Genomic DNA, 15,083 nt, shown 5'->3' with positions numbered 1-15,083 from the left:
ACCTCACCCAGCACAGCGCCTCGCTCTGCCCTGCCCTGCCCTGAAACCGGCACGCACACGCACCTGCCTGGGGGAACCGTCATGGCACCAGAACCACCGCTGCTCAGCATGTCCGGCATCACCAAGTCGTTCCCCGGAGTCCGCGCGCTCGACGGCGTCGACCTCCAGGTCCAGGCGGGCGAAGTGCACTGCCTCCTCGGCCAGAACGGCGCCGGGAAGTCCACCCTCATCAAGGTCCTCGCGGGCGCCCACCAACCCGACGGAGGCGAGATCAGCTGGCGCGGCGAACGCACCACCCTGCGGTCGCCCATCGCGGCCATGCGGCTCGGCATCGCCACCATCTACCAGGAACTCGACCTGGTGGAGGGCCTCTCGGTCGCCGAGAACGTCCACCTCGGGCACGAGCCGACCGCCGCCGGATTCGTCGTACGGGGACGGGAGGCGAGGGCGTCGACCGCCGCCCTGCTCAAGCGGCTCGGGCACACCGAGATCGATCCGGGGCGCCTCGTCGGCGACCTGTCCGCGGCCCAGCAGCAGATCGTCTCGATGGCCCGCGCGCTCTCCCACGAGGTGCGCCTCATCGTCATGGACGAACCGTCCGCCGCGCTCGACCCCGACGAGGTCGACAACCTCTTCCGCATCGTCGGCGACCTGACGGCGGACGGTGTCGCCGTGGTCTACATCTCGCACCGCCTGGAGGAGATCCGCCGCATCGGCGACCGCGTCACCGTCCTCAAGGACGGCCGCGCCGTGGCCGGTGGACTCCCCGCGAAGTCCACGCCGACCAGCGAGGTCGTGGCGCTGATGACGGGCCGCAACGTCGAGTACGTCTTCCCTGACCGCCCCACCGAACGGGCCCTGCCCGAACCGGTGCTGACCGTGCGCGGCCTGACGCGCCGCGACGAGTTCGAGCCCTTCGACCTCGACCTGCGCCCCGGCGAGATCGTCGGCCTCGCCGGACTCGTCGGCTCGGGACGCTCCGAGATCCTGGAGACGATCTACGGCGCACGCAAGGCCCACGCGGGTCAAGTGACCGTCGACGGGCGTACGTTGCGGCCCGGCAGCGTACGCGCCGCCGTCCGCGCCGGACTCGGCCTCGCCCCCGAGGAGCGCAAGGCGCAGGCCCTGCTGATGCTGGAATCCGTCACCCGCAACGTGTCCGTCTCCTCCATGTCCCGCTTCTCGCGCGGCGGTTGGCTGGACCGGAGGGGGGAACGCGAAGCGGCCCGCGCCGCGACCCGCGAACTGTCCCTGCGGCCCGACAACCCCTCCGCCCCGGTGCGCACCCTCTCCGGCGGCAACCAGCAGAAGGCCGTCCTGGCCCGGTGGCTGCTGCGCGGCTGCCGCGTCCTGCTGCTCGACGAACCGACCCGCGGCGTCGACGTCGGCGCCCGAGCCGAGCTGTACGCGGTGATCCGCCGGCTCGCCGACGACGGCCTCGCCGTCCTCCTCGTCTCCAGCGAGGTGCCCGAGGTGCTCGGCCTCGCCGACCGCGTCCTGGTGCTCCGCGAGGGCCGCGTCGTGCATGCCGCACCCGCCCGTGACCTCGACGAACACCGCGTACTCGACCTTGTCATCGAAGGGAGCCCGGCGGCATGACCCAGCCAGCCCCGGCGGCTGAGGCCGCCACCCGCAAGAGCGCCCCCGCCGACGGCAGAAGCCCGTGGCGGACCGTCATCGCCCGCGCCGACGTGCGCACGCTCTCGCTGCTCGGGGTGCTCGCCGCGCTGATCGTGATCGGCGGCATCACCCAGCCCGACTCGTTCCTGGACACCGACAACGTCCAACTGGTCCTCACCCAGGCCTCCGTCATCGGCGTCGTCACCGTCGGCATGACCTTCGTGATCATCTCCGGCGGCATCGACCTGTCGGTCGGCGCGATCGTCGCGCTCGCCTCGGTGTGGGCGACGACGGTCGCCACCCAGGAGTACGGCTTCGCGGGCATCCTGTTCACCGCGGTGCTCGTCGGCATGGCATGCGGCCTGGTCAACGGCCTGCTCATCGCGTACGGCGGAATGGTGCCGTTCATCGCGACCCTCGCCATGCTGGCCTCCGGGCGCGGGCTCGCCCTGCAGATCACCGACGGAAAGACCCAAATGGTCACCGTGGACGGGGTGTTGGACCTCGGCCTGCGCGACTCCTACATCCTCGGCATCCCGCCGCTCGTCCTCGTCTTCGCGGCCGTCACGGTCGTCGGCTGGCTGCTCCTGAACCGCACCACCTTCGGGCGGCGCTCCGTCGCGGTCGGCGGCAACGCGGAAGCGGCGCGCCTCGCAGGGATCGACGTACGAAGGCAGCGGCTCTACCTCTATCTGCTCTCCGGGCTCTGCTGCGGCATCGCGGCCTTCCTGCTGATCATCCTGTCCGGCTCGGGACAGAACACCAACGGCAATCTGTACGAGCTCGACGCCATCGCCGCGGCGATCATCGGCGGCACGCTGCTCAGCGGCGGCCGGGGCACCATCACCGGCTCCGTGCTCGGCGTGCTGATCTTCACCACGATCCAGAACATCTTCGCGCTCAACAACCTGGAGACCGCGACCCAGCAGATCGCCAAGGGCGCGATCATCGTCGCCGCGGTGCTCGTCCAACGACGTACGGCCCACACCACCTGAGTCGAGGGGTTCACCATGCCAACCAACACGAGCCGCAGAGGGCTCCTCTTCGGAGCCGCCGCCCTGTCCTCCGGAGCCCTCCTCGCGGGGTGCACCAGCAACGAGTCCAAGGACGAGGGCTCCGACGACAAGGAACAGCAGGTCGCCGACGACAAGCCCGGCAAGCAGGTCACCATCGGCTTCGCGGGCCCGCAGGCCGACCACGGCTGGCTCAACGCCATCAACGACAACGCCAAGGAGCGGGCCAAGAAGTACAAGGACGTCACCCTGGAGGCCACCGAGGGCTCGAACGACACCGCCGCGCAGATCGGCCAGGTCGAGACGCTGATCAACAAGAAGGTCGACGTCCTGGTGATCCTGCCCGCCGACGGCAAGGCGCTCACCCAGGTCGGCCTGAAGGCCATGAAGGCGGGCATCCCCGTCGTCAACCTCGACCGTGTCTTCGCCTCGCCGCAGGCCTACCGCTGCTGGATCGGCGGCGACAACTACGGCATGGGCCTCAACGCCGGGCACTACATCGGCGAGCAGCTCAAGGGCAAGAAGAACGCCCGCGTCGTGGAGCTGGCAGGGCTCGACAACCTGGAGCTGACCAAGCAGCGCACCAAGGGCTTCGACGACGCGCTGAAGAACTATCCGAACATCGAGAAGGTCGCCCGCCAGGCCGCCGACTTCACCGTCGAGTCCGGCCAGCAGAAGATGTCCCAACTCCTCCAGGCGCAGAAGAACTTCGACGCCCTGTGGAACCACGACGACGACCAGGGGGTCGGCGCCCTGCGCGCCATCAAGCAGGCGGGTCGCGACGACTTCCTGATGGTCGGCGGCGCGGGCGCGCTCTCCGCCTTCCAGGCCATCGACGCGGGCGACAGCGTCCTGAAGGCCACCGTCCTCTACCCGCCCACGATGGCCGCGTCCGCGATCGACCTCGCGCGCGCCCTCGGGCAGAGCAAGGGCATCAGCGGCATGGCCGAGTTCGAGATCCCGGCCTTCATCACCCTGTACTCGGCGGTGGTCGACAAGGACAACGTCGAGCAGTACATGCCCACCGGCTTCAAGTGATGTGCGCCTCAGTACCGCCCATCGAGCGTCGACGAGGAGGAGTACCGCATGCGTGAGACGGAACCCGAGGCGGGGAAGCGGCCGTTGGGGGTGGGCATGGTGGGATACGCGTTCATGGGCGCGGCCCACTCCCAGGGCTGGCGCACCGTCGGGCGCGTCTTCGACCTGCCGGTCAGGCCGGTGCTCTCGGCCGTCTGCGGACGCGACGGCGGTGCCGTGCGCGCCGCGGCCGACCGGCTCGGCTGGGCCGCGGCCGAGACCGACTGGCGCGCCCTGATCGCCCGGGACGACGTCGACCTCGTCGACATCTGCACCCCCGGCGACAGCCATGCGGAGATCGCCGTCGCCGCGCTCGACGCGGGCAAGCACGTGCTGTGCGAGAAGCCGCTCGCCAACACCGTCGAGGAGGCCGAGGCGATGGCCGACGCCGCCGAACGGGCCCGCGCCCGGGGACAGATGGCCATGGTCGGCTTCAACTACCGGCGGGTTCCCGCGCTCGCGCTCGCCCGCCGGATGGTCGCCGACGGACGGCTCGGCGTGCTCCGACACGTACGTCTGACGTACCTTCAGGACTGGCTGGTGGACCCGAAGTTCCCGCTCACCTGGCGGCTGCGCAAGGACCGCGCGGGCTCCGGGGCGCTCGGTGACCTGGGGGCGCACATCGTGGACCTCGCGCAGTATCTGGCGGGGGAGCAGGTCGCCGGGGTTTCGGCGCTCACCGAGACCTTCGTACGCGAACGGCCGCTTGTCGAGGCGGCGGCGGGGGTGTCCAGCGGGCTCACCGCGTCGGGCGGCACCCGGCTCGGCACGGTCACCGTGGACGACGCCGCGGTCTTCACCGGCCGCTTCCCCTCCGGCGCGCTCGCCAGCTTCGAGGCAACCCGCTTCGCCACCGGACGCAAGAACGCCCTGCGGCTCGAACTCAATGGCTCCGAAGGGTCGTTGGCGTTCGACCTGGAGCGGCTCAACGAGCTCTCCTTCCACGACCACACCGAGCCCGCCGCGTCGGCCGGCTTCCGCCGGATCCTGGTGACCGAGCCCGACCACCCCTACCTGGAGGCCTGGTGGCCGCCGGGCCACGGCCTCGGCTACGAGCACACCTTCGTGCACCAGGCCCGCGACCTGCTGCACGCCATCGCCACGGGCGCCGAACCCGCGCCCTCCTTCGCCGACGGGCTCTCCGTGCAGCGGGTGCTCGCGGCGGTCGAGGAGAGCGCGGCGAAGAACTCCGTGTATACGCCGATTCCTGCCTGAGTGTTCAGCCGATCCCTGCCTGAGGAGGCCCCGTCATGCCCCGCACCTTCACGCTCTTCACCGGCCAGTGGGCCGACCTGCCGCTCGAGGAGGTCTGCTCCCTCGCCCGTGACTTCGGCTACGACGGCCTCGAACTCGCCTGCTGGGGCGACCACTTCGAGGTCGACAAGGCGCTCGCCGACCCCGGCTATCTGGCTGGCAGGCACGCGCTGCTCGACAAGTACGGGCTCAAGTGCTGGGCGATCTCCAACCACTTGGTGGGCCAGGCCGTCTGCGACGCGATCATCGACGAGCGGCACCGGGCGATCCTGCCCGCCAGGATCTGGGGCGACGGGGAGGCGGAGGGCGTGCGGCGGCGGGCCGCCGCCGAGATCAAGGACACCGCGCGGGCGGCGGCCGCCTTCGGCGTCGACACGGTCGTCGGCTTCACGGGGTCGGCGATCTGGCATCTGGTCGCGATGTTCCCACCGGCCCCCGAGTCCATGATCGAGCGCGGTTACGAGGACTTCGCGGAGCGCTGGAACCCGATCCTGGACGTCTTCGACGCCGAGGGCGTCCGCTTCGCCCACGAGGTGCACCCCTCCGAGATCGCGTACGACTACTGGACAACGCACAAGGCTCTGGAGGCCGTTGACCACCGCACGGCCTTCGGCCTGAACTTCGACCCGTCGCACTTCGTGTGGCAGGACCTCGATCCGGTGGGCTTCCTCTACGACTTCCGCGACCGGATCTACCACGTGGACTGCAAGGAGGCCCGGCGCCGCCTGGACGGCCGCAATGGCAGGCTCGGCTCGCATCTGCCGTGGGGCGACCCGCGCCGCGGCTGGGACTTCGTGTCGGCGGGCCACGGGGACGTCCCGTGGGAGGACGTGTTCCGGATGCTGCGTTCCATCGCGTACGAGGGCCCGGTCTCGGTGGAGTGGGAGGACGCGGGCATGGACCGCCTCCAGGGCGCGCCCGAGGCGCTGAAGCGCTTGAAGGCGTACGACTTCGAGGCGCCGAGCGCGTCGTTCGACGCGGCGTTCGGCTCGGACTGAGGCCTGGGCCTGCGCGGCGTTCGGCTCGGACTGAGGCCTGGGCCTGCGCGGCGCTCGGTTCCGGCCGGGCCCCGCCGCCTCGCGGAGCTTTGTCCTGTCGGAGGAAGAAGCCGAACTCTGGTACCGCACAAGGGCTTTCGGCCACGTACAAAGCTCGCTACCGTCCCTGATGTGTACAGGACATGAGACTTCCGGGGTGACGGCGCACCCCGGCGCACGGAGTACCGCACGACACCCGCTCCCATCCGGAGGAACCCCCGTGCACAGGAAACGCCCGAGACTCCACAAAGCCCTCGCCCTGCTCACCGGAACACTCCTGACCGGTGCCTCTTTGGCCATCGCCGTACCCCAGGCCGGCGCCGTCCCCGCGGATCCGCCCGGGGCCGCGCCCGCCGCCGAGGACTTCCAGCAGGTCACGCTCGCCAAGGGCGAGCCGGAGATGGGCGAGCCGATGACGCTCGCCGTGCTGCCCGACCGTTCCGTCCTGCACACCTCCCGCGACGGCACGGTCCGCCTCACCGACGCGACCGGCGACACCAAGGTCGCCGGGAAGATACCGGTCTACTCGCACGACGAAGAGGGTCTCCAAGGCGTCGGCATCGACCCGAAGTTCAGCGAGAACCGCGCGGTCTACCTCTACTACGCGCCCCCGCTCGACACCCCCGCGGGCGACGCCCCGAACGAGGGCACCGCGGACGACTTCAAGAAGTTCGACGGCGTCAACCGCCTCTCCCGCTTCGTCCTGAAGGCCGACGGCACCCTGGACGCCGCCAGCGAGAAGAAGGTCATCGACGTCCCCGCGAGCCGCGGCATCTGCTGCCACGTCGGCGGCGACATCGACTTCGACAAGGACGGCAACCTCTACCTCTCGACGGGCGACGACTCCAACCCCTTCGCCTCGGACGGCTTCACCCCCATCGACGAACGGGCGAACCGCAACCCCGCCTACGACGCGCAGCGCAGCGCGGGCAACACCAACGACCTGCGCGGCAAGATCCTGCGCATCAAGGTCGCCGACGACGGCACCTACACCGTCCCGGACGGCAACCTCTTCGCCAAGGGCACCGCGAAGACCCGCCCCGAGATCTACGCGATGGGCTTCCGCAACCCCTTCCGGATGAGCGTCGACAAGCCGACGGGCATCGTGTACGTGGGTGACTACGGGCCCGACGCGGGCGCGGCCGACCCCAAGCGCGGCCCCGCGGGCCAGGTCGAGTTCGCCCGCGTGACCAAGCCGGGCAACTTCGGCTGGCCCTACTGCACCGGCAAGAACGACGCCTACGTCGACTACGACTTCGCGACCGGGGCCTCCGGATCCGCCTTCGACTGCGCGGCGCCGAAGAACGAATCGCCGCACAACACGGGCCTGACCGACCTGCCCGCCGCGCAGGAAGCCTGGATTCCGTACGACGGCGGTTCCGTCCCCGAGTTCGGTTCCGGTTCCGAGTCCCCGATGGGCGGCCCCGTCTACCGCTACGACGCGGCGAACACCTCGCCGGTGAAGTTCCCCGAGGCGTACGACGGGAACTACTTCGCCGGCGAGTTCGGCCGGCGCTGGATCAAGCGCATCGAGCAGGGCGCGGACGGCACCATCTCCAAGATCAACCCGTTCCCGTGGACCGGCACCCAGGTCATGGACATGGAGTTCGGCCCCGACGGCGCCCTCTACGTCCTCGACTACGGAACCGGCTACTTCAACGGCGACGCCAACTCCGCCCTCTACCGCATCGAGAACGCCACCGACGGACACTCCCCGATCGTCGAGGCGAGCACCTCGGTGACCAGCGGCCAGGCACCGCTGAAGACGAAGTTCACCGCGAAGGCCACCGACGCCGACGGCGGCACCCTCACCTACGCCTGGGACTTCGGCGACGGCGGCACATCGACGCAGCAGAACCCCACGTACACGTACAAGAAGAACGGCGTCTACACGGCGACCGTGACCGTCAAGGACCCCACCGGACGCACCGGTTCGGCGAGCGCGCACCTCACCGTCGGCAACACCGCGCCCAAGGTCACCCTCGAACTCCCCGCCGACGGCCAGCTGTTCACCTTCGGTGACAAGGTGCCCTTCAAGGTGAAGGTCACCGACCCGGAGGACAAGACCATCGACTGCACCAAGGTCAAGGTCACCCACATCCTCGGCCACGACAGCCACGGCCACCCGGTCACCTCGGCCAACGGCTGCTCGGGCACCATCCAGACCTCCGCCGACGGTGAGCACGACCCGAACGCCAACATCTTCGGGGTCTTCGACGCCGAGTACACCGACAAGGGTGCCAATGGCCAGCCCGCGCTGACCACCCACGACCAGAACGTCGTCCAGCCCAAGCACCGCCAGGGCGAGCACTACGGCGACTCCAAGGGCGTCTCCATCGTCAACCACACCCCGGCGCACGGCGGCAAGACCGTCGGTGACATCCACAACGGCGACTGGATCTCCTTCAAGCCCTACGTCCTCGGCAACGCCACCAAGCTGACCGCGCGCGTCGCCTCCGCCGGATCCGGCGGCACCCTCGAAGTCCGCAGCGGATCGGCCACCGGCAAGCTCCTGGGCACCGCGAAGGTCACCCCGACCGGCTCATGGGAGACCTACACGGACGTCAGCACGGCCATCACCCGGCCCCCGACGACCACCACCACGCTCTACCTGGTCTTCAAGGGCTCGGGCAGCGGAGCGCTCTACGACGTGGACGACTTCACCTTCACCACCAGCTGAGGAAGGGGCGAGCACCATGCGCAGACGAGCACGGCTCATGACCGCGACCGCGGCCGCCGCACTGCTCATCGGGTGTGCCACGGGCCCCGCGGCCTCCACACCGGGACCGGACCACGGCAAGGAGGGCGAACGGGTCCTGGTCTTCTCCAAGACCGCGGGATTCCGGCACGACTCGATCCCCACCGGCATCGCGACCGTCAAGGAACTCGGCGCCGCGAACGGCTTCGCCGTCGACGCCACCGAGGACGCGGCCGCCTTCACCGACACCAACCTCGCCAAGTACGACGCCGTGATCTGGCTCTCGACCACCGGCGACGTCCTGAACGCCGGGCAGCAGACGGCGTTCGAGAAGTACATCCGCGGCGGCGGCGCCTACGTCGGCGTGCACGCGGCCGCCGACACCGAGTACGACTGGCCCTTCTACGGCCGACTCGCGGGCGCCTACTTCCAGTCGCACCCCGCCATCCAGCCCGCGAAGATCCATGTCGAGGACCACGCGCACCCGGCCACGGCCCACCTGGGCACGGGAACCTGGGACCGCACCGACGAGTGGTACAACTACCGCGCCAACCCCCGGGACAAGGCCCGTGTCCTCGCCTCCCTCGACGAATCGTCGTACACGGGCGGCACGATGTCGGGCGACCACCCCATCGCCTGGTGCCAGAGCTCCGTCGAGGGAGGGGCCGGCCGCTCCTTCTACACCGGCGGCGGCCACACCAAGGAGTCCTACGCCGAACCGGCCTTCCGACAGCACCTCCTCGGCGGCATCCGCTGGGCGGTCGGCGCCGCCCAGGCCGACTGCCGGCCCGAACGGGGCTACACGCCGGTCTTCGACGGCACGGCGGCCTCCCTGGAAGGCTGGCAGCAGGCGGGCCCGGGCTCCTTCACCCTGAACGAGTCCGAAGGGACACTGACGTCCGTCGGCGGGATGGGCATGCTCTGGTACGACCGGCGTGAGCTCGGCTCGTACTCCCTCAAGGTCGACTGGAAGATGGCCGGGGACGACAACTCCGGGATCTTCGTGGGCTTCCCGGCCTCCGACGACCCCTGGTCCGCCGTCAACAACGGCTACGAGATCCAGATCGACGCCACCGACGCCCCCGAGAAGACCACCGGCTCCGTCTACGGCTTCAAGTCCGCCGACCTGAAGAAGCGCGACAAGGCACTGAACCCGCCGGGGGAGTGGAACACCTACGAGATCCGGGTCGAGGGCGAACGCCTGCGGATCTACCTCAACGGCGTCCAGATCAACGACTTCACCAACACCGACCCGGCGCGGAGCCTGCGCCAAGGGCACATCGGCATCCAGAACCACGGCGACGCCGACGAGGTCTCCTTCCGCGACATCCGCGTCAAGGACCTGCCCGCGACCGGCTCCGGTCCCTCCGCACCGTCCGATTCACCCGCACCGTCCGGCTCGGGCGCGGGCCGCTAGACGGCGGCGGGCGGAGGACGCCGGACCTCCGCCCGCCGTCTTGCTCCGTCGCACCCATTCGTCGAGTAGTCGAGTCATGGCAGGAGGCAGCCGTGTCCACATCCGCGCTCTCTACTTCTTCCGTCGGGACACCACTCGTCGGGGTCTGGCTGATCGGGGCGCGCGGATCGGTCGCGACCACGACCGTCACCGGGTGCGCGGCGATCGCGGCCGGACTGCACGCGCCGACCGGCATGGTCACCGAAACACCCCCCTTCACGGACTCAGGCCTGCCAACGTTGTCGTCACTCGTCTTCGGCGGCCACGACACCACGAACTGCCCCCTGCCCAAACGCGCCGAGGAACTCGCCGCGGGCGGCGTCCTGCCGCACGGCCTCCCCTCCGCGGTCCGCGCCGAACTCGCCGCCGCCGACGCCGAGATACGCCCCGGCGGACCACTGCCCGGCGACACCCGCACCGACGACGAACTGATCGACGCCTTCACCACGGACCTGCGCGACTTCCTGCGTCGCCGGAACCTGGCCCGCGCCGTCGTGATCAACGTCGCCTCGACGGAGCCCCTCCCCGCCGACGGCGACACACGACTGCCCGCCAGCTCCCTCTACGCGGCCGCTGCACTACGGGCAGGCTGCCCCTACGTCAACTTCACCCCCTCCACCGGTCTCCACCACCCCCACCTCACCGAGGCCACCCGCACCTCCGCACTGCCCCACGCCGGCCGCGACGGCAAGACCGGACAGACCCTGCTCCGCTCCGTGCTGGGCCCGATGTTCGCCCAACGCGCCCTCGCTGTACGGTCCTGGTCCGGCACCAACCTCCTCGGCGGCGGCGACGGCGCGGCCCTCGCCGATCCGGCCGCCGCGGCCGCGAAGAACGCGGGCAAGGAACGCGTCCTCGCCGACACCCTCGGCACGGCCCCCGAGGGAGAGGTCCACATCGACGACGTGCCCTCGCTCGGCGACTGGAAGACGGCCTGGGACCACATCGCCTTCGACGGCTTCCTCGGCACCCGCATGGTCCTGCAGACCACCTGGCAGGGCTGTGACTCGGCCCTCGCGGCCCCCCTGATCCTGGACCTCGCCCGGCTGACCTCCCGCGCCCACGAACGCGGCCTCGTCGGCCCCCTCCCTTCCCTCGGCTTCTACTTCAAGGACCCCGACGACGGGTCACCCGCCGCACTCGGCGAGCAGTACGCACAACTGCTCGGCCTCGCGGAGCGCCTGCGGGAGACCCGATGAGCACGCCCCGCGACTGGGCGGAACTGCTGCGCCTGCCCGCCCTCTTCACCGTCCCCGGCGACGCCCTCGCCGGTGCGGCCGCCACCGGTCTGCGCCCCAACCACCGCACCCTCATCGCCATCGCCTCCTCTCTCTGTCTGTACGAAGCGGGCATGGCCCTCAACGACTGGGCGGACCGAGCCGACGACGCCGTCGAACGCCCCGAGCGCCCCCTTCCCTCGGGCCGCATCACCCCACCCGCCGCCCTCGCCGCGGCAACAGCCCTCACGGCAACGGGCCTCGCCCTCGCCTCCCGAGCAGGCCGCCCCTCCCTGACCACGGCCACCGCCCTGGCCACCACGGTCTGGGCCTACGACCTCCACCTCAAACACACCCCAGCGGGCCCGACCGCGATGGCGGCGGCACGGGGGCTGGATCTGGTGTTGGGGGCGGTGGCTACTGGGGGCGCGGGGGCGGGCGCGGGGGCGGGGGGACGTGGTCGGCTTGGGGGTGCGGGGGCGTCCGTTGCGGGGGCGTCCGGGGTGGCGTCGTCGGGGGTGGTGCCGTCCGCGGTGGCGTCGTCCGGGGTGGTGCCGTCCGCGGTGGTGCTGGCCGCCCATACTCTGGCGGTCACCACCGTCTCCCGCCGCGAAGCCCAGGGAGGTTCCACGGCGGCGCCGTTGGCGGCACTTGCAGCGGCCGCGGTGCTTGCCGAGCGGGTGGGCCGGGGGCCGGTCACCGGCCGGGCCGCGAACCGACGGGCGGCGGTCGCAGCCGCCCTCGGCCTGCCGGGGACCACCCCCACGGCACCGGTCACCGCCCGAAGCACCGCCCTACGCACCCTGCGCGGCGCGCTCGCCGTCGCCTATGTCGGCACCGTCGCCAAACCGTTCTTCCACGCCGTCCTCAATCCCTCACCTCCCCTCACCCAACGAGCCGTCGGCGGCGGCATCCGCGCCATGATCCCGCTCCAGGCCGCCCTGTCCGCCCGCGCGGGCGCCGCGGGAACCGCCCTCCTGACCGCCGCCCTCGCCCCGGCGGCCCGGAAGTTCGCACGGAAGGTGAGCGTGACATGAGCGGCTCCGACTCTTGGCGGCCCGCGAGTGGCTCCGACTCCCGGCGGCCCGCGAGTGGCTCGGGCGGCACGGGTGGCATGGGCGGTACGAGTGGCCTGGGCGGCATGGACGGGGTGGGTGCCTCGGGGGCCTCGGGTGTCTCGGGGGCCTCGGGCGGTGCGGCTGGCGCGGGTGCCTCGGGTAGCGCGGGTGGCGCGAGCGGCGCGGAGAGTGGCTCCCTCCCCCGGACCCCGCCGAGCGGTACGAACCCTCCGCACCGCCCCCCGCCCGGCGGACTCCGCCTCGGCTACGGCACCAACGGGCTCACCGACCTCCGCCTCGACGACGCCCTCGGCCTCCTCGCCGACCTCGGCTACGCGGGTGTCGGACTGACCCTCGACCACATGCACCTCGACCCCCTCGCCCCCGACCTCGCCGCCCGCAGCCGACACGTGGCCCGCAGGCTCGACCGGCTCGGCCTGACCGTCACCGTCGAGACCGGAGCCCGCTACGTCCTCGACCCGCGCAGCAAGCACGGCCCCTCCCTCCTCGACCCCGATCCGGAACGGCGGGCCGACCGGGTCCGCCTGCTCATCCGCGCCGTCCAGGTCGCCGCCGACCTGGGCGCCCACGCCGTGCACTGCTTCAGCGGCATCACCCCCGAGGGCACGGACGAGCACACCGCCTGGCAACGCCTCGCCGACACACTCGGACCCGTCCTGGACGCCGCGTCCGGCGCCGGTGTCCCGCTCGCCGTCGAGCCCGAGCCCGGTCACCTCCTCTCCTCACTGGCTGACTTCCACCACCTCCGGCACGCACTCGGTGACCCCGAACTCCTCGGCCTCACCCTCGACATCGGCCACTGCCAGTGCCTCGAACCCCTCCCTCCCGCTGACTGCGTCAAGGCCGCCGCGCCCTGGCTGTGGCACGTCCAGATCGAGGACATGCGCCGCGGTGTCCACGAACACCTGCCCTTCGGCGACGGGGAGATCGACTTCCCGCCCGTCCTCGAAGCCCTGGCCGCCACCGGCTACGAAGGACTGACCGTCGTCGAACTGCCCCGCCACTCCCACGCAGGCCCGCAACTCGCCGCGCACTCCATCGACTTCCTGCACCGCGTCGCCGAAGGAGGAACCCCGTGACCGACACCCCCGGAATCGCCGCCCTCCGCACCCACCTCGAAGCCCACCTCGGCGGCGCCGCCCGTGCCTGGCTCGACCAGGCCACCGCCGAAGCCACCGCAGAGGCCGCCGCCTCCCGGGCGCCCAGGGAAGGCGCCTCGGGGCAAGGAGGCGTCCCCACCTGGGAGTTGCGGTTCGCGGAGGCCGGACGTCGCTGCGGCCCCGACCACGCCGACGCCGCCCGCGTCCTCCTCCTGCACACGGCGGCCGCCGACCCGGACACCCTCGCCCGCGTCTACGCCCAAGGCACCGCAGCCGAACGCCGCGCCGTCCTGCACGCCCTACCCCACCTGGTGCCGGGACCGGAGGCGCTGGCACTGGTCGAGGACGCCTTGCGCACCAACGACACCCGGCTGGTCGCCGCGGCCGTCGGCCCCTACGCCGCCGCGCACCTCGCCCCGCACGACTGGCGGCACGCCGTCCTCAAGTGCCTGTTCACCGGCGTCCCCGTGGAGGCCGTCACCGACCTCGCGCGGCGTGCCCACGGCGACGCCGAACTCGCCCGGATGCTCGGCGACTACGCGAACGAACGCACCGCCGCGGGCCGGACCGTCCCCGGCGACCTGCACCGCGTCCTGGCCCTGACCGCCCCCACGGCCCCCTCGGCCGCTGCGGCTCCCTCGGGCCCCACGGCCCCTTCGACCGGCGAGGAGTAGGAGTCCCGATGCGCATCTTCGATCCCCACATCCACATGACCTCCCGCACCACAGACGACTACCAGGCCATGTATGCCGCGGGTGTCCGCGCGGTCGTGGAGCCCGCCTTCTGGCTCGGCCAGCCCCGCACCTCGCCCGCCTCTTTCTTCGACTACTTCGACTCCCTCCTCGGTTGGGAACCCTTCCGTGCCGCCCAGTACGGGATCGCCCACCACTGCACGATCGCGCTCAACCCCAAGGAGGCGAACGACCCCCGCTGCACCCCCGTCCTTGATGCACTGCCCCGCTATCTCGTCAAGGACAACGTCGTCGCCGTCGGGGAGATCGGCTACGACTCGATGACGCCCGCCGAGGACAACGCGCTCGCCGCCCAGCTCCAGCTGGCCGCCGACCACGAGCTGCCCGCGCTCGTGCACACCCCGCACCGCGACAAGCTCGCGGGGCTGCGCCGCACGATCGACGTCGTCCGTGAGTCCGCGCTGCCGTTGGACCGCGTCCTGATCGACCACCTCAACGAGACGACGGTCAAGGAGGCCAAGGACAGCGGCTGTTGGCTCGGCTTCTCCGTCTATCCCGACACCAAGATGGACGAGGAGCGGATGATCGAGATCCTGCGTGACGTCGGCCCCGAGAAGGTGCTCGTCAACTCGGCCGCCGACTGGGGGAAGAGCGACCCCCTCAAGACCCGCAAGGTCGCCGATGCGATGCTGGTGGCCGGGTATGACGAGGACGACGTCGACCTCGTCCTCTGGCGCAACCCCGTGGCCTTCTACGGGCTCAGCGGTCGCCTCGCCCTGGACGTCGTCGGCACGGAGGCCACCCACGAGGGCAACTCCATCCTGCGCGGCGGGGCGTGAG

12 protein-coding genes are annotated in these 15,083 nt (G+C 71.3%); all 12 read left to right on the top strand.

Features of this window, described 5'->3' with window-relative positions; all coding sequences use genetic code 11:
* The first annotated feature begins 81 nt into the window (after positions 1-81).
* The 12 genes from ACFWZ2_RS01400 to ACFWZ2_RS01345 all read left to right on the top strand — a co-directional run bounded on the left by ACFWZ2_RS01400 (position 82) and on the right by ACFWZ2_RS01345 (position 15,082).
* The gene (locus tag ACFWZ2_RS01400; protein WP_384540018.1) at positions 82-1,599 is read left to right on the top strand and encodes a sugar ABC transporter ATP-binding protein; all 1,518 of its coding nucleotides are present in this window, start codon (positions 82-84) and stop codon (positions 1,597-1,599) included.
* Positions 1,596-2,615: an ABC transporter permease gene (locus ACFWZ2_RS01395; RefSeq protein WP_384540016.1), complete on the top strand. Its 1,020-nt coding sequence runs from the start codon at positions 1,596-1,598 to the stop codon at positions 2,613-2,615. The genes ACFWZ2_RS01400 and ACFWZ2_RS01395 overlap by 4 nt, the downstream gene beginning before the upstream one ends.
* Positions 2,616-2,630: 15 nt before the next feature.
* Positions 2,631-3,671: a substrate-binding domain-containing protein gene (locus ACFWZ2_RS01390; protein ID WP_384540013.1), complete on the top strand. Its 1,041-nt coding sequence runs from the start codon at positions 2,631-2,633 to the stop codon at positions 3,669-3,671.
* 48 nt (positions 3,672-3,719) lie between these two features.
* Positions 3,720-4,925, top strand: a complete 1,206-nt coding sequence (locus tag ACFWZ2_RS01385; RefSeq protein WP_384540011.1) for a Gfo/Idh/MocA family protein — start codon at positions 3,720-3,722, stop codon at positions 4,923-4,925.
* Between the two features lie 35 nt (positions 4,926-4,960).
* A complete protein-coding gene (locus ACFWZ2_RS01380) occupies positions 4,961-5,962 on the top strand; it encodes a sugar phosphate isomerase/epimerase family protein (protein ID WP_384540008.1) in 1,002 nt (333 codons plus the stop codon).
* 259 nt (positions 5,963-6,221) lie between these two features.
* Positions 6,222-8,681: a PQQ-dependent sugar dehydrogenase gene (locus tag ACFWZ2_RS01375; protein WP_384540004.1), complete on the top strand. Its 2,460-nt coding sequence runs from the start codon at positions 6,222-6,224 to the stop codon at positions 8,679-8,681.
* Between the two features lie 16 nt (positions 8,682-8,697).
* Positions 8,698-10,116, top strand: coding sequence for a ThuA domain-containing protein (locus ACFWZ2_RS01370; protein ID WP_384540001.1), 1,419 nt, complete (start codon positions 8,698-8,700; stop codon positions 10,114-10,116).
* Between the two features lie 92 nt (positions 10,117-10,208).
* Positions 10,209-11,354, top strand: coding sequence for an inositol-3-phosphate synthase (locus tag ACFWZ2_RS01365; RefSeq protein WP_384539999.1), 1,146 nt, complete (start codon positions 10,209-10,211; stop codon positions 11,352-11,354).
* Positions 11,351-12,409 carry an SCO3242 family prenyltransferase gene (locus ACFWZ2_RS01360; protein WP_384539996.1) on the top strand — a complete coding sequence of 353 codons (1,059 nt, stop codon included), beginning with the start codon at positions 11,351-11,353 and terminating at the stop codon, positions 12,407-12,409. Before ACFWZ2_RS01365 ends, ACFWZ2_RS01360 begins: the two co-directional genes overlap by 4 nt.
* On the top strand, positions 12,406-13,530 hold the full coding sequence (locus tag ACFWZ2_RS01355; RefSeq protein ID WP_384539993.1) for a sugar phosphate isomerase/epimerase family protein: 1,125 nt from the start codon (positions 12,406-12,408) through the stop codon (positions 13,528-13,530). The genes ACFWZ2_RS01360 and ACFWZ2_RS01355 overlap by 4 nt, the downstream gene beginning before the upstream one ends.
* The gene (locus ACFWZ2_RS01350; RefSeq protein ID WP_384539990.1) at positions 13,527-14,225 is read left to right on the top strand and encodes an EboA domain-containing protein; all 699 of its coding nucleotides are present in this window, start codon (positions 13,527-13,529) and stop codon (positions 14,223-14,225) included. The genes ACFWZ2_RS01355 and ACFWZ2_RS01350 overlap by 4 nt, the downstream gene beginning before the upstream one ends.
* Before the next feature lie 8 nt (positions 14,226-14,233).
* A complete protein-coding gene (locus ACFWZ2_RS01345) occupies positions 14,234-15,082 on the top strand; it encodes a TatD family hydrolase (RefSeq protein WP_384539987.1) in 849 nt (282 codons plus the stop codon).
* Position 15,083 lies beyond the last annotated feature (1 nt).

Source organism: Streptomyces sp. NPDC059002, from assembly GCF_042740435.1.
Taxonomy (GTDB): Bacteria; Actinomycetota; Actinomycetes; order Streptomycetales; family Streptomycetaceae; genus Streptomyces.
This window is presented reverse-complemented; position numbering and strand designations above follow the sequence as displayed.

Coding starts and splice junctions, on each gene's coding strand:
- ACFWZ2_RS01400 (WP_384540018.1), top strand. CDS start 82: ATGGCACCAGAACCACCGCTGCTCAGCATGTCCGGCATCACCAAGTCG.
- ACFWZ2_RS01390 (WP_384540013.1), top strand. CDS start 2,631: ATGCCAACCAACACGAGCCGCAGAGGGCTCCTCTTCGGAGCCGCCGCC.
- ACFWZ2_RS01395 (WP_384540016.1), top strand. CDS start 1,596: ATGACCCAGCCAGCCCCGGCGGCTGAGGCCGCCACCCGCAAGAGCGCC.
- ACFWZ2_RS01370 (WP_384540001.1), top strand. CDS start 8,698: ATGCGCAGACGAGCACGGCTCATGACCGCGACCGCGGCCGCCGCACTG.
- ACFWZ2_RS01385 (WP_384540011.1), top strand. CDS start 3,720: ATGCGTGAGACGGAACCCGAGGCGGGGAAGCGGCCGTTGGGGGTGGGC.
- ACFWZ2_RS01360 (WP_384539996.1), top strand. CDS start 11,351: ATGAGCACGCCCCGCGACTGGGCGGAACTGCTGCGCCTGCCCGCCCTC.
- ACFWZ2_RS01380 (WP_384540008.1), top strand. CDS start 4,961: ATGCCCCGCACCTTCACGCTCTTCACCGGCCAGTGGGCCGACCTGCCG.
- ACFWZ2_RS01355 (WP_384539993.1), top strand. CDS start 12,406: ATGAGCGGCTCCGACTCTTGGCGGCCCGCGAGTGGCTCCGACTCCCGG.
- ACFWZ2_RS01345 (WP_384539987.1), top strand. CDS start 14,234: ATGCGCATCTTCGATCCCCACATCCACATGACCTCCCGCACCACAGAC.